This is a genomic window from Thioclava sp. JE_KL1, assembly GCF_009296265.1.
Lineage (GTDB): Bacteria > Pseudomonadota > Alphaproteobacteria > Rhodobacterales > Rhodobacteraceae > Thioclava.
Window position 1 is genome coordinate 301,007 of sequence record NZ_WBJS01000003.1, and the last position, 21,749, is coordinate 322,755.

Here is a 21,749-nt window from a genome sequence, read left to right on the forward strand (position 1 = left end):
AGATGCGATCAACTGTTTCGTGAAACTCTTGTGAGAAGGGCATTATCTGCTCGAAATCAGCATCTTAGGAGGAGAGGCTCATTCGGACGCGCGGAGGTGTGTGCGAAATCCCGCACAGATAGATGCGGCTTCGTGCGAATCCTCGCCCGCCGCTAGTCCCGATACTCCTCGGGCCGCAGCCCGTGGCGCGCGAGCTTGTCGTAGAAGGTCTTGCGCGGCAGTTTCAGCGCCGCCGCCGCCTCGGTCGCATTGCCGCCCGCGCGGGTCAGCGCCTCGGCCAGCAGCGACTTCTCGACCGCCGCCATGCGCTCGGATAGACCAAGCTCCTCGGGCGGCTCCCCCGCCTCCAGCCCCATCGCGAAGCGCATCGCCTCGGACATCAGCGCACGGGCATTGCCGGGCCAGTCGCGCGCCATCAGTTGCGCGGTCATCTCGGGCGGGATTTCGGGGGCGCGCAGATTGGCCTGTTCGCAGGCGGTGGCGACGTAATGGCGAAACAGCGCGGGAATATCCTCGGGGCGCTCGGACAGCGAGGGGATGCGCACCTTCAGCGCTTCCAGCCGCCAGTAGAGATCGGGGTGGAAGCGCCCGGCCCGCGCCTCGCCCGGCAGATCACGATAGGTGCCCGCGATGAGGCGCGTAGCGGGCCGCGTCTCCAGCAATTCGATCAGCGCGAACTGTGCGGGGCGCGGCAGGTCGGCCACCTCATCAAGATAAAGCGTCCCGCCCTCGGCCTGCGCAAAGCCCGCCTCCAACGCCGCGACGTCGAGGCCCGCCGCCGCAAGCTTCACGAAGGGGCGGCGTGCATTGGTCGAGAGCAGATGGATCACCTCGGCGAGCTTGGAATTGCCCGCCCCCGGCGCCCCGGTGATCAGCACCTCGGCGCCCGAGCGCGCGGCGCGTCGGGCGGCTTCGCGCAACCCCTCCGCCACCGGAGAGCTACCGACCAAAATCCGCGCCGCCGCGTCACCGCGCTTGCCTGCCGCCCGCGAAAAGCGCGCCTCCATCACCCGCGCACGGGTCTCGAGTGCCTTCTCAACAACGGCCAGCAAGTCTTTCCCCGTGCAGGGCTTTTCCAGAAAATCGAAAGCACCCGCCGCCATCGCGCGCACCGCCATCGGCACATCCGCCTCGCCGGTCAGCAGGACGACGGGCAGCTCCGCATCGGCCTTCTGCACGAGGTCCAGCAGCGCGAACCCGTCCTTGCCGGGCATCCGGATATCGGTGACCACGACCCCCTCGAACTCGGTCGAGATATGGTCCTTCGCCTCGATATAGCTGCCCGCGAGCGTCGGCTTCAGCCCCGCCAGTTCCAGCGTCTGGCCCAGCGCCTCGCGCACCGCACGGTCGTCATCGACAAAGAGAACCCGGCGCATCATGTCTCCACCTCGATCGGTTTGGGTTGGGCCGTGGCTTCGCGCAACTCGATGGTGAAACGCGCGCCACCGCCGGGCACGTTCTCGCCCCGCAGGGTGCCGCCGAACCCTTGCACCAGCCCGTAAGAGATCGAGAGGCCGAGGCCAAGCCCCTCCGCCGATCCCGCCTCCTTGGTCGAGTAGAACGGATCGAAGATGCGGTCCGGATCGGCGATACCCGGCCCGGTGTCGCGCAGGCTCAGGCGGATCATCCCGTCCGCGCGCGCCATGCGGATCGTCAGGCGGCGCTCGGGCTGCCCCTCCATCGCCTCGACCGCGTTCGAGATCAGGTTGATGACGACCTGACTCAGCCGCACCTCGCCGCCCATCACGATGGCGGGGAAATCAGGACGCGGCCAGTCCACGGTGACGCCCGCGCGCCGCAGCCGTTCGTCGAGCATCTCCAGCGCGCTCTCCACCACCGCAGCCAGCCCGACGCGGGTCGCGGGTTCGCTTTCTTGCCGCGCAAAGGCGCGCAGGTTGCGGATGATGCGCGCCATGCGATGCGCCATCGCGCCGATCTTGCCGAGCGTCTCGCCGGCCTCCTCGGCCCGCCCCCTATCCAACAGCAGTTCGGCATTCTCGGCATAGGACGAGATCGCCATCAGCGGCTGGTTCAGCTCGTGACTGATCCCCGCCGACATCTGGCCCAGCGCCGAGAGCTTTCCCGCCTGCACCAGCTCCGCCTGCGTGCGCCGCAATTCCTCGTTCGCGGTCGACAGCTCCGCCGTGCGTTCGGCCACGCGGACCTCGAGCGCGGCATTGGCCTCGGAGAGCGCCTGCCTGCGCTCCCACAGGGCGAACATCACCGCCCCCACGGCCAGAAACCCGGCCGCAGTCGAAAGCGCCGCAAGTCGCGCCGCTCGCAGCACCGGATCGGCGGCAGCGAGGGCATGGCCCTCCATTTCGATCACCGGCAAGGCGCGCGAGACGTCCAAGGCGGGCCCGGAGAGCGAGCCATCCCCCGATACCAGACGATGCCCCGCAAGGTTACGTTCGCGCAGGTGCAGCACCCCGGCGAGCGACCCCGCCGGATATGTCGCGGGATCGGGCTTTGCGCCGGGCTCGGACAGCAGCACCAGATCGGTGCGGTTGGTCAGGAAACTCACGCCGCTATCATCGGTGAACCAGACCGGCACCGGGTTGCCGCGCCCCTCGGCCTCGACATCCTCGGCATTCAGCCGCAGCAGAACGATCCCCGCAACATTGCCGCCGGAGGCAAAGACCGGCGCGGCGAAGACGAACAGCCGATCGCCGGTATCGGGATCCACGAAATGCTCTGAGCCGGTCGCGCCTTGCGCCGCCCGCGCCAGCGCCCGGTTCATTGTGACCCTGTCAGGGCTGTCCGCCGGGCCTGCCAGCACAGTGCCGCCCGGTGCGATCAGCCAGATGTCGCGCGCGCCCGCATGGTCGGCGAGGCGTTGCAGCGTCAGGCTCACCGCCGCATCGCGCCATGTGCCGACCTCCTTGCCCCCTTCGGCGAAACGCGCCGCCAGCGCCACGACGTCGGGATGATCGGCCGCCAGTACCGCCACCTCGCGAAACTGCAACAGCGCCGCGACCAGACGATCCGAGGCCAGCCGCAGATCGGACTGTCCCTGCGCTTCGATCCGCGCCAGACCCTCGCGCGCCGAGACCCGCCACACCCCGATAGAGGCGGCGAGCGTCAGCGCGATCCAGATCAGCAATATGGCGACACGGCCCAGCATCAGCACTCTCCCGCCCCTTTCCTTGCGGCCTACCGCGCGGCAATGCAAGGCGGAGCGTTCGCTTGGTCTTGCATCCCCGGGCGCGTTGCGGCCAATCTGGCCCCGAGTAACCGGAGCGCCGATGCAGACCCTTTCCCAATCCCCGCTCGATCCAGAATTCGTCCAGAACCCCTACCCGTTCTATGATCGGGTGCGGCAAGGCGGCCCCTTCGTGCAATGGCCCGAATACGGGTTTCGCGTTACCGCGCGGGCCGCGATTGTCGGCATGGCGCTGCGCGACCGGCGGCTGGGGCGCGAGGCCCCACCCGAGCAGGCGGTGGACATCCCCAAGCACCTCGAACCCTTCTACGCCATCGAGCGTCATTCGATGTTGGAACTGGAAGCCCCGACGCACACCCGGCTGCGCAAGCTAGTGACGAAGGCCTTCACCCCGCGCCGGATCGCAGGGATGCAAGACGAGATCGCCGCGCTCTGCCATCGGCTGATCGACGAGATGCCCGAGGGCGGCTGCGACCTGCTGGAACATTTCGCCAAACCCCTGCCGGTGATCGTGATCGCGCGGCTTCTGGGCGTACCCGAAAGCGATGCGGACAAGCTCTTGGCGTGGTCGAACGCGATGGTGCAGATGTATCAGGCGCGCCGCGATATCAGCCTCGAGGAAGACGCCGCGCGCGCTTCGGCGGAATTTGCCGCCTATCTGGGCGATCTGATCGAGACCCGCCGCAAAGCGCCCGGCGACGATCTGATCTCGGAGCTGATCGCGGTCGAAGAGGAAGGCACCCACCTGACCCGCGACGAGCTGATCTCCACCGTGATCTTGCTGTTGAACGCTGGGCACGAGGCGACCGTCCACCAGATCGGCAACAGCGTGAAAACCCTGATCGAGCAGACCGTAGCCCCCCATTGGCTGGAGCCTGCGCGGATCGACGGCACCATCGAGGAGCTGCTTCGCTTCGATCCGCCGCTGCATCTATTCACGCGCTGGCTCTATGAGGACATGGAGTTTCAGGGGCAGGTGCTGCGCAAGGGCGAGCGGATCGGGCTGTTGCTCGCCGGTGCCAACCGCGATCCGTCGGCTTGGGACGATGCGAGCGTCTTCGACCCGTCGCGCCCCGTGCGCACGAATTTCGGCTTCGGCGCAGGGGCGCATTTCTGCATCGGTGCTCCGCTTGCCCGGCTGGAACTGAAACTCGCCCTGCCGGTGCTGATGGAGCGGCTACAGGGGCTCGATCTGCCGCGCCGCCCCTATTACGCGGATCTCTACCACTTCCACGGGCTGGAGAAGCTGCAGGTCACCTACACCAAGCGCTGAGCCTCACAGCGGCAGCGCGGTGGTAGATTTCAGCTCCTCCATCGAGAGAAGCGCGGTCACGTTGTGGATTTTCACTTCCGAGATCAGCGCCTGATAGAAGCGGTCATAGGCACGCGCATTCTCGACCCGCACTTTCAGGATGTAATCGATATCACCCGCCAGACGGTGCGCTTCCATCACCTCGGGGCGCGCGCGCAGGGTGGCGAGGAACTTGTCCTGCCACTCGGCCTCATGCTCCGACGTGCGGATCAACACGAAGAAGCACGCATCGAAACCAAGCGCCTCGGGATCGAGGATCGCGGTCTGCTTTCCGATCACCCCCGCCGCGCGCAATTTGCGAATCCGGTTCCAGACCGGGGTCTTGGAAGACCCTGTTTTCCGCGCGATTTCGTCGAGCGACTGGCTCGCATCGTCCTGAAGCTCCGCGAGGATTTTCCGATCCAGCTCGTCGATCTGCACCGCCATTCCGATTTCCCTCCGCTTGTTAGGAGATTGTCACTCCCTCTAAATCCATAGGGAACGAATGTCCTTATTGGCAAGGGTATATGGTCAAAAACCGGAATAATTTCCTATATTCACGCTCAAGACGCAGACGAGGAGCGTGACATGGAAACTCTCGAAACTCAGACCCGGGTGACCCTTGCCGGGGCCGGTCCAGGCGATCCGGACCTGCTGACCGTGGCGGTGCTGCGCGAGATGATGTGCGCCGACGTCATCCTGCACGACACGCTGGTGAGCGCCGAGGTGCTCGCGCTTGCGGGTCCGCAGGCGCAGCTGATCGAGACCGGCAAGACCGGTTTCGGCCCGTCGATGAAGCAAGGCGACATCTCGTCCCTGATCGTCCGCCGCGCGCAGGAAGGCCAGCGCGTGCTGCGCCTGAAATCGGGCGATCCGGGTGTCTTCGGACGACTGGGCGAGGAACTGGACGCGCTCGACGCGGCCGGGATCGCCTATCGCGTACTGCCGGGCATCACCGCAGCTTCCGCTGCCGCTGCCTCGCTTGGCCAGAGCCTGACCGAACGTGGCCGCAATCGCGAGCTGCGCCTGCTCACCGGGCATGACGCAGACGGGCTGGCAGAACAGGATTGGTCGGCGCTGGCCCGCCCCGGCGCGGTCGCTGCGATCTATATGGGCAAGCGCGCGGCGCGCTACGTGCAAGGACGCCTGATGATGCACGGCGCCTCGCCCGCGACCCCCGCCTGTGTTGTCGAGAACGCCTCGCGCGCCGATCAGGTGATCCGCCCCGCGACGCTCGCCACCCTGCCCACCGTGACCGCGGAGGCCAAAGGCCCCGCCGTGATCCTACTCGGGCTCGCCCCGCGCGACGCCCGCACCGCCCTCAAGGAGGCCGTGCTATGAGCAAGAAATTCATCCCCGGCGTGATCAGCGCCAATGACCTGCGCGAAGGCCATGTCGTTTACATGAACGACGCGGGCCAATGGGTGCTGCGCCTCAAGGACGCCGCCTTTCTCGACGATCCGGTGATTGCCGAGATGTGGCTCGATCTGGCCAATGCCCAGCCCGAGAAAGTCGTGGGCGCCTATCTCGCGCCTGCCACGCTCGGCCCGAACGGCCCCGAGCCCGCGCATTTCCGCGAGGCCTTCCGCGCCTCCGGCCCCTCCATTGAGCTACCCCACAACACTCTGGCCGGGAGCTGATCCATGTTCCAACCCAGCGATTTCGACCGCGCCGCCGTCCGCGCGCGCGCCGAGCAGTTTCGCCATCAGGTCGCGCGCCGCCTCGACGGCAGCCTGACCGAGGACGAGTTCAAACCACTGCGCCTGATGAACGGGCTCTATCTGCAGCTGCACGCGTATATGCTACGCGTGGCGATCCCCTATGGCACGATCGAGGCCCGGCAGATGCGCCAGCTCGCCAAGATCGCAGATGCCTGGGATCGCGGCTACGGGCACTTCACCACGCGCCAGAACATCCAGTTCAACTGGCCGAAACTGGTCGATGTGCCGGATATGATCGACGCGCTCGCCGATGTGGGCATGCACGCGATCCAGACCTCGGGCAACGCGATCCGTAACACGACGACGGATGCCTTCGCGGGTGCCGCCGCCGATGAAATCGCCGATCCGCGCCCCTATGCGGAACTGATCCGTCAATGGTCCACCGACCACCCGGAGTTCCAGTTCCTGCCGCGCAAGTTCAAGATCGCGATCAACGGCGCCGAGGCCGACCGGGCTGCGATCCGCGCCCATGACGTGGGTCTGCAACTGGTCGAGCACGATGGCGAGATCGGGTTCCAGGTCTTCCTGGGCGGCGGTCTCGGCCGCACTCCGATGATCGGCAAGGAGATCCGCAGCTTCCTGCCCGCGGTCGATCTGCTTCCCTATCTGGAATCGATCGTGGCGGCGTGGAACCTCGCCGGACGGCGCGACAACAAATACAAGGCGCGTATCAAGATCACCGTGCACGAGCTTGGAATCGATACGTTTTCCGAGATGGTCGAGGCTGAATTCCCGGCCCGTCGCGCGGCGTTCAAGGGCGCGGACCAAGCGATCCTCGCCGATCTCAAGGCGCAATTCGCCCCGCCCGCGCTGCCTGCGCGGGAGAGCGAGAGCTTCGAAACCTCGCTCAGTGTCGACGCGCTTCTGCGCGACTGGGCCGCGCGCTCGGTCTCACCCCATCACAACCCTGATTACGCGGTGGTCACGGTCAGTCTGAAGGATCACGGCGCGCCTCCGGGCGATGCCACCTCGGACCAGATGCGCCTGCTCGCCGATCTGGCCGAACGCTACGGCCAGTCGGAGCTGCGCATCAGCCACGAGCAGAACGTGATCCTGCCGCATATCGCGAAGGCCGATCTGCCTGCGCTGTTCGAAGCGCTGCGCAAAGGCGGCCTCGCCACGGCGAATATCGGGCTGACCTCGGATATCATCGCCTGCCCCGGCATGGATTACTGCGCGCTGGCCACGGCCCGCTCGATCCCGCTCGCGCAGCAGATCTCGACCCATTTCCGCGATCTCGGACTGGAGCAGGAAATCGGTGCGCTTAAGATCAAGATCTCGGGCTGCATCAACGCCTGCGGTCACCACCATCTGGGCCATATCGGCATCCTCGGTCTCGACCGTGCCGGCGTGGAGAACTACCAGATCACGCTTGGCGGCGACGCGACCGAAACGATGGCGCTTGGCGAACGGGCCGGCCCCGGCTTCGCCTATACGGAGGTGATCCCCGCGCTGGAGCGTCTGCTGCGCGCCTATCTCGAGCTGCGTGAAAGCGCCACCGAGAGCTTCCTCGACGCGCTGCGCCGCCTCGGCCCGGCCCCGTTCAAGGAAGCGCTCTATGCAGAGGCTCAACGCCATGCCGCTCAGTGATGGAACGGATATCGCCCCCCGCGTCGCCGGGCTGAACGAACGCTACCGCCACCACGCCGCAACCGCGGTGATGGAGCGGGCGTTGCGGGACCCCGACGTGGGCAATGTCGCGCTGGTTTCGTCCTTCGGGGCGGAATCGGTGGTGTTGCTGCATATGGTCTCGGTGATCGCGCCCGGTACGCCGGTGCTGTTCATCGACACGCAGATGCTGTTTCCCGAGACGCTCGCCTATCAGCGCGACGTCGCGGCCAAGCTGGGCCTGACCAATGTGCAGGTGATCCAGGCCGATGAGGCCGCGATCGCCCGCGACGACCCGGACGGCACGCTGCACCAGTACAGCACCGATGCCTGCTGCACGCTGCGCAAGACGGTGCCGCTGGAAAATGCGCTGTCGGGCTATGACGCGTGGATCACCGGGCGCAAACGCTTTCAGGGCGGCCAGCGCGCGGCGCTCGATTTCTTCGAGATCGAGACCGACAGCCGGATGAAGATCAACCCGCTCGCCCATTGGGACAAGCAGGATGTGCAGGATTACATGGTCGAGAACCGCCTGCCGCGCCATCCGCTGGTGGCGCAAGGCTATCCCTCGATCGGCTGCGCACCCTGCACCTCGCCCGTCAAACCGGGCGAAGACGAACGTGCGGGCCGCTGGCGCGGCGCTGCCAAGACCGAATGCGGCATCCACTTCATCGGCGGCAAGGCCGTCCGTGTGAACAGTGAAGGCCAAGTGATTGAGAACAAGGAGAATGTGGCATGAGCGTGATCGTTCGCGACGACGGCTTCCACAATGACGACTTCACCGGGGCGAGCCTCGATATCGCGCCGGAGACCGATGCGGGCTACCTTCCTGCGCTGATCGAAGGCGCCGAGATGATCCGCGTCCTGTTCCCGACCTTCTCGGACGGGCGCGGCTTCTCGCTGGCGCGCCGCATCCGTGCGCTCGGCTATACCGGGCGTCTGCGCGCTGCGGGCCCGCTGATCGCGGATCAATATGCGATGGCGCGGCGCGTGGGCTTCGACGAGGTCGAGATTCCGCCGGAACTGGCCGAGCGCCAGCCGCAGGCGCAATGGCTGTTCCGCGCCGACTGGGCCGCGCATGACTACCGCGCACGACTGGCCGGCTGAGGCTTTCACCCGCCCGCGATATTCGATAGACCATAACGAAACCGGCAATTGAGCCAGATCAAGGGCCAGCGCTCACGCAAGCTGTATCCGATCTGTATATTTGCCAGACCGAGGCGCATGCCCCGGCCCGAGAGAGATGTGACAATGAACGAGAGCGCCGTGACCGACATCCCCAAGGTGAAGACCCTGCCCGACGCGCAGACCGTGACCGAAGTGACCCATTGGACGGACCGGCTGTTTTCCTTCCGCGTGAGCCGCCCGCAGTCCCTGCGCTTCCGGTCGGGCGAGTTCGTGATGATCGGGCTGATGGGCGACAATGGTAAACCGCTGCTGCGCGCCTATTCCATCGCCTCGCCCAACTGGGACGAGGAGCTGGAATTCTACTCGATCAAGGTGCCCGATGGCCCGCTGACCTCGAAGCTGCAGCATATCAATGTGGGCGACCAGATCATCCTGCGCCCGAAGCCCGTGGGCACGCTCGTCCATGACGCACTGCTGCCCGGCAAGCGGGTGTGGTTCCTCGCCACCGGCACCGGCATCGCGCCCTTCGCCTCGCTGATGCGCGACCCTGAGACCTACGACAAGTTCGACGAGGTCATCATGATGCATACCTGCCGGACGGTCGAGGAACTGGAATATGGTCGCCAGCTCGTCGAAAACCTGATCAACGATCCGCTGATCGGCGAGATGGTGGACGGCAAGCTGAAATACTACCCGACCACGACCCGCGAGGAATCCCCCCATATGGGTCGGATCACCGATAATCTCGAAAACGGCAAGGTGTTCAAGGATCTCGGCCTCGAGCCGATGAACCCCGAGACCGATCGCGCGATGGTCTGCGGCTCGCTCGCCTTCAACAAGGACGTGATGGCGGTGCTCGAAGGGTTCGGCCTGCGCGAGGGCGCGAATTCCGAGCCGCGCGAATATGTGGTCGAGAAGGCATTCGTCGGCGACGGCATCTGATCTGGATCGGGGGTCTCTGCCCCCTCGGGCTTCGCCCTCACCCCCGGGATATTTCTCAAGAGCGAAGATGGGCGTCTGTCCTGTCTTCGCTCTTTTCAAATATCCCGGGGCGCGCGCGGCAGCGCGCGGGGGCAGAGCCCCCTTGTGACCCAGCGTTTTTTTCCGTCGCGACTTGGGAGATCGCCTGATCGTTGCTATCTTGAAGGCATGACCTAGGGGACCACCAAGATGACGCGCCACCAATTGAGCCACAGCTTTCGCGAACATGTCGCCGATGGCGTCGTCCATGTGCTGGGCGTCGTTTTCGCCGTGGCAGGCGTCAGCGCACTGATCGTCTGGGCGTCGCTGGCCGCACCGGCCGGGCGGGTTTGGCCGCTCGCGGTCTATTCCGTGGGGCTGATCGCCTCTTTCTCGCTCTCGGCGGCCTATAACCTGACCCTGCATGCGCCGACGCGCGCGGTGCTGCGGCGCTTCGATCACGCAGCGATTTATCTACTGATTGCAGGTACTTACACGCCGATGGCGCTGATCGGCCTCGGCGGGGTCGCTGGCTGGGCGCTGACCGCGACGGTCTGGGCGCTTGCGACTTTCGGCATCGTGATGAAGCTCGGCTTCTTCCACCGCGCGGAGCGCACGGGGTTCTGGCTCTATCTGGCGATGGGCTGGCTCGGGATGATCGCGATGTGGCCGCTGATCGTGGCCCTGCCCCTGCCCGCGCTGATCCTGCTGGTCGTGGGCGGGCTGACCTATACGGTCGGCGTGATCTTCTACCAGACCGAGCGCATCCCCTTCTCGCGCGCGATCTGGCACGGCCATGTGCTGGCCGCAGCCGCGACGCATTACGCCGCGGTGATCGTGATCTCGCACTGAGCGGGGGTCAGAGCGGCTCGATATCGCCCATCGCGCGGGTTTCGTGGAATTCCGAGACGAAGCGCGCCAGTGCGCCCTCGTCGATCGCCGCGCGCAGGCCCGCCATCAGTTCCTGATAGTAATGCAGGTTGTGCCAGGTCAGCAGCATCCCCGAGATCATCTCGCCGGAGCGGAAGACGTGGTGCAGATAGGCGCGCGAATAATTCGAGCAGGCCGGGCACGTGCAGGCCTCGTCTAAGGGCCGCGGATCATCGGCATGGCGGGCGTTCTTGATGTTCACCTGACCGCGACGGGTCCAGGCTTGACCGGTGCGCCCCGAGCGCGATGGCAGCACGCAATCCATCATGTCGATGCCGCGCTCGACTGCGCCCACGATATCGTCGGGCTTGCCGACGCCCATCAGGTAGCGCGGTTTGTCCTGCGGCAGCATGCCCGGCGCATAGTCGAGCACGCCGAACATCGCCTCTTGCCCCTCGCCCACGGCGAGGCCGCCGACGGCGTAGCCCTCGAAGCCGATTTCCTTGAGTTTCTCGGCACTTTCCTCGCGAAGCTCACGCGTCACGCCACCCTGCTGGATGCCGAACAGCGCATGGCCGGGACGGTCGCCGAAGGCATCGCGCGAGCGTTGCGCCCATCGCATCGAGAGGCGCATTGACTTGGCCACTTCTTCCTCGGTCGCGGGCAGCGCGGGGCACTCGTCGAAGCACATCACGATATCCGAGCCCAGCAGCTTCTGGATCTCCATCGAGCGTTCGGGCGAGAGCATATGTTTCGAGCCGTCGACATGGGAGGCAAAGGTCACGCCGTCCTCGGTCAGCTTGCGCAGAGACGCGAGGCTCATCACCTGAAACCCGCCCGAGTCGGTCAGGATCGGCTTCTCCCAATTCATGAACTTGTGGAGCCCGCCCAGACGCGCAACCCGCTCCGCACCGGGGCGCAGCATAAGGTGGTAGGTATTGCCCAGCAGAATATCCGCGCCGGTCGCGGCGACGCTTTCGGGCATCATCGCCTTCACGGTCGCGGCGGTGCCCACGGGCATGAAGGCCGGCGTGCGGATTTCGCCGCGCGGCGTCGAGATCGTCCCGGTGCGCGCAGCACCATCGGTGGCCTTGAGGGTGAAGCTGAACTTGGTCATCTGGGGCTCTCCTTCGGCCCCGGCTGATAGACCCAAAGCGCCGCGAAGGGAAGGCCGCGTGGGGCGCAAGGGCATGGACCGGAATCGCATTTTGGCCTTACGCTAAGGCAAAAGGAGGCTCGCCATGTTTCGTTCCATCCTTCTAACCCTCTGCGCCACGCTCGCGCCGTTCGCCGCTGCCGCGCAAAACCAGCGCATCAGCCATTGCATCGCGATCGCCGATGCCGCGCCCGGGATCGAGTATCTGCACAAAGCCAGCTGGTCCGACCCGGTGCCGGAGCAATCGGTGCGGTTGCATTACATCGACCATTCGATGGTGCTGTTGCAGACCGAGGGCGGGCTGTCGGTCGTGACTGATTTCAACGGCTGGACCGGCGGGGCGCGCTTTGCCCCTGACTACGTCACGATGAACCATGCCCATTCGAGCCATATGACCGATATGATCCCCGAAGGCACGGTGGCCCTGAAAGGCTGGTCAGATCAGTTCGGCATCGCCGCCGAGCATCATCTGGATCTGGGAGAGATGCTGATCCGCAATGTGCCCACCGCGATCCGCAGCTTTGGCGGAGTCGAGGAGAACGGCAACTCGATCTTCGTCTTCGAGGTTGCAGGGTTGTGCATCGGCCATCTGGGCCATCTGCATCACGAGCCCGATCCTGCGCAATATGCGGCGCTGGGGCGACTCGATGTGGTGATGGCGGCGGTGGATGGCTCGATGACGGTCGATCAGCCGACGATGATCCGCATCCTGAACCGGCTGCGCTCGCGCATCGTGATCCCGGTCCATTGGTTCGGCGAACCCACCCTGCAGAGCTTTCTCGACGGGATGGAAGGCGTCTTCGCGGTCGAGCGGCCCGGCGTGAGCGAGGTGATCGTTTCGCTCAGGACCCTGCCGCGCGAGCCAACCGTGATGGTGCTGGAGCCGGAGCGACTGCAATAAGCTCCTCTCAACTCTCCGCCTTCTTCTCCCAGCGGCCGCCCTCTTCCGACCAGTAGATCGCTTTCGCGCCCGCGCCGGTCAGGGTCTTCCATTGCCCGCGTGCGTGTTGCACCGCCTGCGGGTCGTTGCCGTCAAACAGGATCCAGACGCGCTTATGGGCGTCGGTTTCCTCTGCTGCGACCTCGGCGCCGTCGACGGCCATCATCGCCTCGCGCCCGTCGCCTGCGGGCGCGGTGCCCAGCAGGATCGGCTGCAGCGCGTCATGCGGCCCACCTGCGAGCCCGTGCGGCAGGAAGCTTGCCTCGTTTCCCATCAGCCAGAGCCTCTGGTCTAGCCAGTCGAGCCGCGCGGAATCGGTCCCGCGCAAGTCCACCTTCCAACCCTGCTCCACCGCCCGGGAGGCGAGGTTCAGCACCACCTCCTCGAGGCTGGAGCGGGTCAGATGGTAGAAATTGACCTGCCCCATCTCAGGCTTCGAACTTGTCGCGGATCAGGCGGTCGAGCATGCGCACGCCCCAGCCGGTCGGGCCTTTCGGCGCCAGCGTGGTCTCCCCCGGCGGAAGCGCCACGCCCGCGATGTCGATATGGCACCACGGCACCTCGTCCTTGACGAAGCGCTTGAGGAAAGCGGCCGCGGTGATCGCGCCGCCCCAACGGTTGCCGACATTGCGCATATCGGCCAGCCGAGATTTCAGCGCCTTGTCATAGGCGGGTTGCAGCGGCATGTGCCACGCGCCCTCGCCCTCGGTCTTCGCCGCTTTAAGAATGTCGGCTACGAACTTGTCATCATTGGCGAAAAGACCCGCGTTCTCGTGGCCGAGGGCGACGATCACGGCCCCGGTCAGCGTGGCGAGATTGACCATCGCCTTGGGCTGGAACCGGTCCTGCGCATACCAGAGCACATCGGCCAGAACGAGACGGCCTTCGGCATCGGTGTTGATCACTTCGATCGTGTCGCCCTTCATCGAGGTCACGATATCGCCGGGGCGTTGCGCGCGCCCGTCGGGCATGTTCTCGACCAGGCCGACGAGGCCCACGACATTCGCCTTGGCCTTGCGCAGCGCCAGCGTCCGCATCACGCCCGAGACGACGCCTGCGCCGCCCATATCCATCGTCATCTCTTCCATGCCCGCGCCGGGCTTGAGGGAGATGCCGCCCGCATCGAAGACGACGCCCTTGCCGACGAGCGCGAAGGGCGCCTCGCCCTCCTCGCCGCCCTTCCATTGCATAACGACGAGCTTGGAGGGCATTTCAGAGCCCATGCCGACGCCCAGAAGCGCACCCATGCCGAGCTTCTTCATGTCCTCCTCTTCGAGGATTTCGACATCGAGGCCCAGCTCCTGCATCGCGGCGAGGCGGGCTGCGAAATCGTCGGTGGTCAGGATATTGGCGGGCTCGTTGACGAGATCGCGGGTGAAGAACACGCCCTCGGCCAGTGCTGCATGCGGGGCCGCGGCGGCGGCGACCTCTTCGGGCTTGTCGACCATGATCGTCACCGGCCCGTAGGCCTTCTTGTCCTCGCCCGTGTGATAGTCGAAGCGATAGGCGCGCAACGCAAGGCCCAGCGACAGATCGGCCGCGCGCGGATGGTTCTGCGCCACCACGAGCGCGCCCGCCTCCCCCAGTTTGGCCCCGATCGCAGCCCCCGCCTTGCGGGCCTCGTCGGCGCTGGCCTTGCGGTCGAGCCGCACCAGCTGCACCGCTTCGGCGGCAATCGCGGCGGGCCAGCTCAACTCCATCGCATCGCCCGCACCGAGCCCCGCGAAGGCTTCCGAGTCCACCGCGCGCTTGATCGCGCCTTTCATCGCCCGATCCAGCTTGCGCCCGGCCTGCCCCAGCTTGCCGTCACCGCCCACGACCAGCGCGATCCGCCCGCTTTGGGTGGCGAAGACCTCCGGATCGGTTTCCTTGAAGGCGATAGCAACAGGTTGGGTCATGTGGGGTTCTCCGAAGATGAGACCGGCGCGCGCGTCGGCGGCGCTCGGTCGCGATTGGCATCAAATTGCGCGCGAGCCTAGCCCTGCCTCCGGAAAATGAAAAGCACCCCCGCTGTGCCCTTCCCTCACTTCGCCCGACAGGCTAGAGAAAGGGAAATATTCGGGGGTATTGAGAGGGTCGTGACGCAACTGGACAGATATGTTTTGTCCAAATTGATGGCGCTGTTCGGGTTTTTCGCGCTCGTGCTGGTCTCCGTCTATTGGGTCAACCGGGCTGTGATCATGTTCGACAGCCTGATTTCGGATGGCCAGACCGCAACGGTGGTGCTGGAATTCACCGCGCTGACCTTGCCTTACGTCATCCGCATCGTGCTGCCGGTCGCCGCCTTCGCCGCCACGATCTACGCGTTCAACCGGCTCGATCAGGACAGCGAATTGGTGGTGATGCGCGCCACCGGCACCTCGAACTGGCGGCTGGCGCGTCCGGTGCTGGTCTTCGGGCTGATCGCCTCGGTGATGATGGCTTTGCTGGTGAATTTCCTCGTCCCCGCCGCGAAAGCCCGGCTGGCCGAGCGCCAGCAGGAGGTCGCGCAGAACCTGACCGCGAAATTCCTCACCGAAGGCACGTTCCAGCATCCCGCGCCGGGCATCTCGATCTATATCCGGCGAATTTCCGATCTGGGGGAGTTGCAGGACATCTTCGTCTCCGACAGCCGCTCGGCGCAGACGAGCACGATCTACACCGCCGACAAGGGCGTGATTGTGAAGACCGAGACGGGGCCGAAACTGATCATGTTCTCGGGTATGGCCCAGACCCTGCGCAAACCCTCGGACCGCCTGTCGGTCACGCGGTTCAGCAATTTCACCTATGATATCGGCTCGTTCCTGAAGGCCGGGAAAGCACGGGCACCGAAGATCGACGAGATGACGACGCCGCGCCTCGCCGCGATGATGGCCGGGACCGGTCTGGACGCGACGCCGGGCGCGGAGAACGCCAAGGCGGCCCGCGACGCGCTGCGGCTGGAGCTTGCCCGGCGGATCACCCAGCCCCTTCTGGCGCCGATCGCGGCGCTGATCGGCTTCTCGGCGCTGATGATGGGCACGTTTTCGCGCTTCGGCATGTGGCGGCAGATGTCGCTCGCCATCGGCGGGCTGATCGTGGTGCAGGTTCTGCAGAACGCCGCCGAGACGAGTTCCGGGCGCGATCCCTCGCTCTGGCCAAGCCTGATCGCGCCGACGCTGGGCGGGATCGTGATGGTGCTGTTCATGCTGTGGTGGTCGGGGCGTCCGCGCCGTATCCGGCCCAAGCGGGAGGCTGCCGCATGACGCTTGCCCTCTATCTTGCGAAACGGTTCCTCCGCAGCTTCCTGATCGTCGCGGCGAGCTTCTGGGGCATCCTGTTCCTGATCGACGTGGTCGAGGAAATCCGCCGCTTCTCCGATCAGGGGCTGAGCCTGCTGCAGCTCTCGGTGCTCTCTGCGCTCAACATCCCCGAGACGATTTACACCATCCTGCCGCTGATTGTGATGCTGTCGGCGGTGGCGCTGTTCGTCGCACTGGCGCGCAGTTCGGAACTGGTGGTTATCCGGGCGGCGGGCCGGTCCGCGCTGCGGATGCTGGCAGCCCCGATCGCGGCGGCGCTGGTGATTGGTCTACTGGCGCTGCTGGTCGGCAACCCGCTCGTCTCCGCCACCTCGAAGCGCTACGAGACGCTCGTCGATCACTACACGTCCGATGGTGGCTCGACCGTCTCGATCGGGCGCGAGGGTGTCTGGATGCGGCAAAGCGCGGGCCTTGCCTCGGACGGCAAATCGCTGGCGCAGGCGGTGATCCATGCCGAACGCGCCAATGGCGATGCCACGACCCTGCACGGCGTGACCTTCCTGATCTTCGACCCTAATCGCGGCCCGGTGCGCCGGATCGACGCGAAGACCGCGACGCTGGTGCCGGGCGCATGGCAGTTGCAGGACGTGAAGGACTGGCCGCTGGGCGAATCCACCAACCCCGAGCGCGACGCCACCACCCAAGACAGCCTCTCGCTGCCCTCGGAGCTGACGGTTGCCAGCATCCGCGACAGTTTCGGCAAGCCCTCCGCCGTTCCGATCTGGCAATTGCCAAGCTTCATCGCGTCGCTCGAGGATGCGGGCTTCTCGGCGCGGCGCCATATCGTGTGGTTCCAGATGGAGCTCGCGCTGCCGGTGCTGCTGGCGGCGATGGTGCTGATCGCGGCGAGCTTCACGATGGATCATGTGCGCTTCGGCGGCATCGGAACGAAGGTTCTTTTGGCCTTGGCGGCGGGTCTGGGCTTGTTCTTCCTGCGCAATATCGCGCAAGTTCTGGGCGATAACGGACAGATTCCCGTTCTGCTCGCGGCCTGGGCGCCGCCAGTGATCGGGTTGATGCTGCCGCTGGCGCGGCTACTGCACCGGGAGGATGGGTGATGCGGCGGCAATTCGGCGCCTTGGCAGGACGGGCGAGCGCCTTGGCGCTGATCGTCGCGCTTGGCGTGGCGGGACCGCAGACGGTGCGCGCACAAGACAACACCGCGACCGATGCCGCGACAACGACGCAAGGCGCTCCGATCCCCTCTTCGGACGAATTGGCAACGCTGCTGGCCGACCGGGTCTCTATCCGCAATCAGAACGAGCTGGTCGCAGAGGGCAATGTCGAGGTCTTCTACAAGTCGAACCGGCTGTCGGCCAAGCGCGTGGTCTATGACCAGAAGGCGGACAAGCTCTACCTCGAAGGTCCGATCCGGCTCGTGCAGCCCGGTCAGTCGCAGGCTGTGATCCTCGCCTCGCAGGCGGAGCTGTCCTCGGATCTGCAAAACGGCATCCTGCTCAGCGCCCGCATGGTGATGGCGCGCGAATTGCAGCTCGCCGCCGCCCGGATCGAGCGGCGCGACGGCGCGATCACGATCATGAACAAGGTCGTGGCCTCGTCCTGCGAGGTCTGCCGGACCAATCCGACGCCGCTTTGGGAAATCCGCGCGAGCCGCGTCGTGCACAACGCGACCACGCGGCAGATCGTCTTCGAGGATGCCCAGTTCCGCGCGGCGGGCGTGCCGATCGCCTATCTGCCGCGTCTCCGCCTACCCGCGCCGGGCGTGCGGCGGATGACCGGCTTCCTCGCCCCGCAATTCCGCACCACGAGCGGTCTCGGACCGGGGCTTCTGGTGCCCTATTTCATCGCGCTCGGGCCCAGCCGCGACCTGACGGTGACGCCCTATGTCGCGACCTCGCGCACCGAGACGCTGAACCTGCGCTACCGTCAGGCCTTCAACTGGGGCAAGATGGAATGGTCGGGCGCGCTCAGCAATGACGACATTCGCAGCGGCACGCGGGGCTATCTCTTCGGCGATCTCGAGGCGCAGCTGCCCCGCGAATTCCGCATGACCGCGCAGCTTCGGCTGGTCAGCGACGACAGCTACCTGCTCAATTACGGGCTCGGCGACGACGATCGGCTGTGGTCGGGAGTCGAGCTCGAACGGGTGCGCCGCGACGAGATGATCTGGACCCGCGTCGGCAATATTCACTCGCTGCGCGCAGATGAGAACAACTCCACCGAACCGATGCTGAGCGGCACCGGCGAGTGGTTCCGCACCTTCCGCCCCGCTGGGATCGGCGGACAGGGCAGCCTGCGGTTTTCCACCTTGGCGACGCGGCGCGCTTCGAGTTCGACGCTCGATCTCAACGGCGACGGACGCCCCGACGGGCGCGACATGGTGCGTGGCTCGCTCACCGCCGACTGGCGCCGCAACTGGCTGTTCGGGCCGGGTATGCTTGGCTCGCTCGAGGCGCAATTCGCGGGCGACATCATCGAGACCAACCAAGACCCCGCCTTCAGCGACACGATTCTGCGCGGCCAGCCCACCGTCGCCGCGGAAATCCGCTGGCCTTGGGTGAAGACGAGTGGTCGCGCGGCCTATGTGATCGAGCCGGTGGCGCAGATCGTCTGGGCGCCCGATCATCTGGCGGACGCCCCCAACGAGGACAGCCAGCTGCCCGAATTCGATGGCGGCAATCTGTTCTCGCTGACCCGCTATCCGGGCGAGGATGCGCGCGAGACCGGCCTGCGCGCCAATGTCGGGCTCGGCTGGACGCGCTATGACAGCTCCGGCTGGTCGCTGGGCGTCGCGGCGGGCCGCGTCTTCCGCCAGCGCGATCTGAGCCAGTTCTCGCAGGGCACGGGGCTGTCGGGGACGAAATCCGACTGGCTCCTCGCAAGCCATCTGGCCACCGCGAACGGGCTGACACTGTCGAACCGCGCGCTGTTCGACGATAACTTCTCCGTGTCGCGCGACGAGTTGCGGCTGTCGCGGGCCGGCGACGACTTCAACGTCTCGGCAGGCTATCTCTGGCTCGAGAAGAACCCCGCCGAAGGGCGCGACGACAACATGTCGGAACTTATGCTCGACACGGGATGGCGCTGGGGCAACGGCTGGTCGGGCACGCTGAGCACACGTTACGATTTCACCGCCGAGCGCGCGGCACGCGCCAAGCTCGGCCTGCGCTACCAGACCGAATGCATCGCGGTTGATCTTTCCCTCTCGCGCCGCTTCACGTCATCCACTAGTGTAGCCCCGGAGACCGATTTCGGCCTTTCCGTCCAACTCGTCGGCTTCGGCGCGAGTGGCGGTGCGCCCGCGCGACGAACCTGCGGAGGGTGAGGCTGAGGATCGCAACGCGGCCCAGCGGGCCCAGAGGATCAACGAGGCCCAAAGGGCCAAGACTGAACGAGACGAAACGGACAGGCACGCTCATGACGATGATGACCCGACTGCTCACCCTTCTGGCGCTGATGCTCGCCCTGCCTTTCGCCGCAGGGACGGCGCAGGCGCAATCGGGCGGCAGCTTCGCGCCCGTCGTTACCGTCAACGGGATGGGCGTGACCGATTACGAGATCACGCAGCGCCAGCGCTTCATGCAGCTGCTCAATGCCGGTTCGAACTCCCGTGAGGATGCCGAAAAGGCGCTGATCGAAGATCGCCTGCGCGTTTGGGCCGGCAATCGGATCGGCATCAAGCTCGACGAAGCTGCGATCCAGCAGGGCATGGACGAATTCGCGGGCCGCGCGAACATGACCGGCGAGCAATTCGTGCAGGCGCTGCAGAAGGAAGGCGTCGATCCGAACACCTTCCGCAACTTCACCGAGGCCGGTCTCGTCTGGCGTCAGGTGGTCCGGGCGCGGTTCGGGCCGCAGGTGAACATCACGAAAGCCGACATCGACCGCGCGATGATGCCCGAGAGCCAGACCGGCAAGGGCGTGAAAGTACTGATCTCCGAGGCGATCGTGCCCGCCCCGCCGGGCCGCGAGCGCGCGGCGATGGGTCAGGCGCGCCAACTGTCGGCCGCGCAGGGCGAAGGCGCGTTCGCAGCACTCGCCCGTCAATATTCGGCCGCTCCCTCGCGGGATCGCGGCGGGCGTCTGGAGTGGATGCCGATCGACAAGCTGCCGCCGCAGCTGCGCGGCGTGGTGCTCAAGCTCAAGCCGGGCACGGCGACCCAGCCGATCGAACTCAAGGGCGCGGTCGCGGTCTTCATGCTGCGTGCGATCGGTGACGGCGACGCGCCGTCGGGCCCGCAGACGCTGAGCTACATGACCTTCGCCATCGGCCAGACCGGCTCGCAGCAATCGGCCAAGATCCAGAGCCAGGTGGCCGCGGCGCGCCAATGCAACCAGCTCTACACGATCGGCAAGGGCTTCCCACCGAGCGCGCTCACCATGCATGAGGATGTGGCGCAGGCGCAGGTGCCGACCAATGTCGGTCTCGCGCTGTCGCATCTCGACGTGGGCGAGAGCGAAGTGATCCCGCAGGGCGCAAACGATCTTCTGGTGATGCTCTGCGATCGCAAGGTGGCCCCCGAGGGCGACCAGTCGGCCCCCGACCGCGATCAGGTCCGCGCGGCACTGGAGAGCAAGGCGCTCGAAGCCTATGCCAACGGCTACATGGCCGATCTGGAAGCCGACGCGGTGATCGTGCGCAAATGAGCGCCCAGCCGACCGATCGCACTGCGGCCCGTGCGCCCGACCGCCCCGTGATCCTCAGCTGCGGCGATCCCTCGGGGATTGGCCCCGAGATCGCCGCCCGCGCCTGGGAGCATTGCGGCGCGAAACTGCCCTTCGTCTGGATCGGCGATCCCGCGCATCTGCCGCGCGGCACCAAGATCCGCGAGATCGACCGGCCTTCCGATGCGCTGCGCCATGCCAGCGCCGGGCTGCCGGTGCTGCCCCATCAATTTCCCGCCGCTGCCCTGCCGGGCGAGCCGGATCCGGCCAATGCGAAAGCCGTGATCGACGTGATCGCGCGCGGCGTCGATCTGGTGATGCGCGGCGAAGGCACCGGGCTGACCACCGCGCCGATCAACAAGAAAGCGCTGAAGGACGGGGCAAAGTTCACCTTCCCCGGCCATACCGAATATCTCGCCCATCTGGCGGGCGTCGAGCGGGTGGTGATGATGCTGGCCTCGTCGCGGGTCGACCCGCCGCTGCGCGTGGTGCCCGCCACGATCCATGTCGCGCTCTCCGAGGTCCCGAAACTCCTGACCCCGCAGCTTCTGCGCGAGACGGTGCGGATCACCTATGAAGGGCTGCGGCGCGATTTCGGCTTCTCCGCCCCGCGGATCGCCGTGGCGGGGCTGAACCCGCATGCAGGCGAAGGCGGTGCGATGGGCTCCGAGGAAGGCGACTGGATCGCCGACACGCTCGACGGTCTACGCGAAGAAGGTTACGCCGTCGCGGGCCCGATGCCCGCCGATACGATGTTCCACGCCCGCGCCCGGCAGACTTACGACGCGGCGATCTGCGCCTATCACGATCAGGCGCTGATCCCGATCAAGACGCTCGATTTCGATGGCGGGGTGAATATCACGCTCGGCCTGCCCTTCGTGCGCACCTCGCCCGATCACGGCACCGCCTATGACATCGCGGGTCAAGGCCGCGCCAACCCCGCCTCGCTGATCGCGGCGCTCGAGATGGCGGCCCGGATGGGAGCCGCGCGTCATGACTGAGGCA

20 protein-coding genes are annotated in these 21,749 nt (G+C 66.1%); 14 read left to right on the forward strand and 6 right to left on the reverse strand.

The annotated features are described in order from the left end of the window. Positions 1 to 152: 152 nt before the first annotated feature. Together F8R15_RS06830 and F8R15_RS06835 are read right to left on the reverse strand one after the other, a co-directional pair. A complete protein-coding gene (locus tag F8R15_RS06830; protein WP_152844071.1) occupies positions 153 to 1,379 on the reverse strand; it encodes a sigma-54 dependent transcriptional regulator in 1,227 nt (408 codons plus the stop codon). Next, complete coding sequence (locus F8R15_RS06835) at positions 1,376 to 3,124, reverse strand: ATP-binding protein (RefSeq protein WP_152844072.1); 1,749 nt, start codon at positions 3,122 to 3,124, stop codon at positions 1,376 to 1,378. The genes F8R15_RS06830 and F8R15_RS06835 overlap by 4 nt, the downstream gene beginning before the upstream one ends. 121 nt (positions 3,125 to 3,245) lie before the next feature. Between F8R15_RS06835 and F8R15_RS06840 the strand changes: the two genes are divergently transcribed. Beyond that, positions 3,246 to 4,436: a cytochrome P450 gene (locus F8R15_RS06840; protein ID WP_152844073.1), complete on the forward strand. Its 1,191-nt coding sequence runs from the start codon at positions 3,246 to 3,248 to the stop codon at positions 4,434 to 4,436. A gap of 3 nt (positions 4,437 to 4,439) precedes the next feature. Here F8R15_RS06840 and F8R15_RS06845 read toward each other — a convergent pair whose 3' ends face one another. Further along, on the reverse strand, positions 4,440 to 4,901 hold the full coding sequence (locus F8R15_RS06845) for an Lrp/AsnC family transcriptional regulator (RefSeq protein WP_078519325.1): 462 nt from the start codon (positions 4,899 to 4,901) through the stop codon (positions 4,440 to 4,442). Between the two features lie 141 nt (positions 4,902 to 5,042). Here F8R15_RS06845 and cobA point away from each other — a divergent pair, with 141 nt between their 5' ends. From cobA to F8R15_RS06880, 7 genes are all read left to right on the forward strand, one after another. After that, positions 5,043 to 5,795, forward strand: coding sequence for a uroporphyrinogen-III C-methyltransferase (cobA, locus tag F8R15_RS06850; protein WP_152844074.1), 753 nt, complete (start codon positions 5,043 to 5,045; stop codon positions 5,793 to 5,795). Further along, complete coding sequence (locus F8R15_RS06855) at positions 5,792 to 6,094, forward strand: DUF2849 domain-containing protein (protein ID WP_134332134.1); 303 nt, start codon at positions 5,792 to 5,794, stop codon at positions 6,092 to 6,094. The genes cobA and F8R15_RS06855 overlap by 4 nt, the downstream gene beginning before the upstream one ends. 3 nt (positions 6,095 to 6,097) lie before the next feature. Next, on the forward strand, positions 6,098 to 7,765 hold the full coding sequence (locus F8R15_RS06860; protein ID WP_152844075.1) for a nitrite/sulfite reductase: 1,668 nt from the start codon (positions 6,098 to 6,100) through the stop codon (positions 7,763 to 7,765). After that, complete coding sequence (locus F8R15_RS06865) at positions 7,752 to 8,522, forward strand: phosphoadenylyl-sulfate reductase (RefSeq protein ID WP_078539441.1); 771 nt, start codon at positions 7,752 to 7,754, stop codon at positions 8,520 to 8,522. The genes F8R15_RS06860 and F8R15_RS06865 overlap by 14 nt, the downstream gene beginning before the upstream one ends. Further along, on the forward strand, positions 8,519 to 8,890 hold the full coding sequence (locus F8R15_RS06870; RefSeq protein ID WP_078546761.1) for a DUF934 domain-containing protein: 372 nt from the start codon (positions 8,519 to 8,521) through the stop codon (positions 8,888 to 8,890). The genes F8R15_RS06865 and F8R15_RS06870 overlap by 4 nt, the downstream gene beginning before the upstream one ends. A gap of 144 nt (positions 8,891 to 9,034) precedes the next feature. Further along, complete coding sequence (locus F8R15_RS06875) at positions 9,035 to 9,853, forward strand: ferredoxin--NADP reductase (RefSeq protein ID WP_152844076.1); 819 nt, start codon at positions 9,035 to 9,037, stop codon at positions 9,851 to 9,853. 228 nt (positions 9,854 to 10,081) lie between these two features. Next, complete coding sequence (locus tag F8R15_RS06880) at positions 10,082 to 10,723, forward strand: hemolysin III family protein (protein WP_075774739.1); 642 nt, start codon at positions 10,082 to 10,084, stop codon at positions 10,721 to 10,723. A 7-nt stretch (positions 10,724 to 10,730) separates the two neighbouring features. Here the strand turns inward: F8R15_RS06880 and tgt are convergent, their stop codons facing one another. Beyond that, on the reverse strand, positions 10,731 to 11,858 hold the full coding sequence (gene tgt, locus F8R15_RS06885) for a tRNA guanosine(34) transglycosylase Tgt (protein ID WP_152844077.1): 1,128 nt from the start codon (positions 11,856 to 11,858) through the stop codon (positions 10,731 to 10,733). 124 nt (positions 11,859 to 11,982) lie between these two features. Here tgt and F8R15_RS06890 point away from each other — a divergent pair, with 124 nt between their 5' ends. Next, positions 11,983 to 12,798 carry an MBL fold metallo-hydrolase gene (locus F8R15_RS06890; RefSeq protein ID WP_078539444.1) on the forward strand — a complete coding sequence of 272 codons (816 nt, stop codon included), beginning with the start codon at positions 11,983 to 11,985 and terminating at the stop codon, positions 12,796 to 12,798. A gap of 7 nt (positions 12,799 to 12,805) precedes the next feature. Here the strand turns inward: F8R15_RS06890 and F8R15_RS06895 are convergent, their stop codons facing one another. Further along, entirely contained in the window at positions 12,806 to 13,264 is a 459-nt protein-coding gene (locus F8R15_RS06895; RefSeq protein WP_152844078.1) for a DNA polymerase III subunit chi, read from the reverse strand. Between the two features lies 1 nt (position 13,265). Continuing rightward, positions 13,266 to 14,735, reverse strand: a complete 1,470-nt coding sequence (locus F8R15_RS06900) for a leucyl aminopeptidase (RefSeq protein ID WP_152844079.1) — start codon at positions 14,733 to 14,735, stop codon at positions 13,266 to 13,268. 180 nt (positions 14,736 to 14,915) lie between these two features. On the opposite strand from F8R15_RS06900, the gene lptF reads away from it, so the two are divergent. From lptF to pdxA, 5 genes are all read left to right on the forward strand, one after another. Continuing rightward, the gene (lptF, locus tag F8R15_RS06905; protein ID WP_368731014.1) at positions 14,916 to 16,061 is read left to right on the forward strand and encodes an LPS export ABC transporter permease LptF; all 1,146 of its coding nucleotides are present in this window, start codon (positions 14,916 to 14,918) and stop codon (positions 16,059 to 16,061) included. Continuing rightward, positions 16,058 to 17,176, forward strand: coding sequence for an LPS export ABC transporter permease LptG (gene lptG / locus F8R15_RS06910; protein WP_152844081.1), 1,119 nt, complete (start codon positions 16,058 to 16,060; stop codon positions 17,174 to 17,176). The genes lptF and lptG overlap by 4 nt, the downstream gene beginning before the upstream one ends. Beyond that, the gene (locus F8R15_RS06915) at positions 17,176 to 19,404 is read left to right on the forward strand and encodes an LPS-assembly protein LptD (protein ID WP_152844082.1); all 2,229 of its coding nucleotides are present in this window, start codon (positions 17,176 to 17,178) and stop codon (positions 19,402 to 19,404) included. Before lptG ends, F8R15_RS06915 begins: the two co-directional genes overlap by 1 nt. Positions 19,405 to 19,496: 92 nt before the next feature. Continuing rightward, complete coding sequence (locus tag F8R15_RS06920) at positions 19,497 to 20,726, forward strand: peptidylprolyl isomerase (protein WP_152844083.1); 1,230 nt, start codon at positions 19,497 to 19,499, stop codon at positions 20,724 to 20,726. Next, positions 20,723 to 21,745, forward strand: a complete 1,023-nt coding sequence (pdxA, locus tag F8R15_RS06925) for a 4-hydroxythreonine-4-phosphate dehydrogenase PdxA (protein ID WP_152844084.1) — start codon at positions 20,723 to 20,725, stop codon at positions 21,743 to 21,745. The genes F8R15_RS06920 and pdxA overlap by 4 nt, the downstream gene beginning before the upstream one ends. Positions 21,746 to 21,749 lie beyond the last annotated feature (4 nt).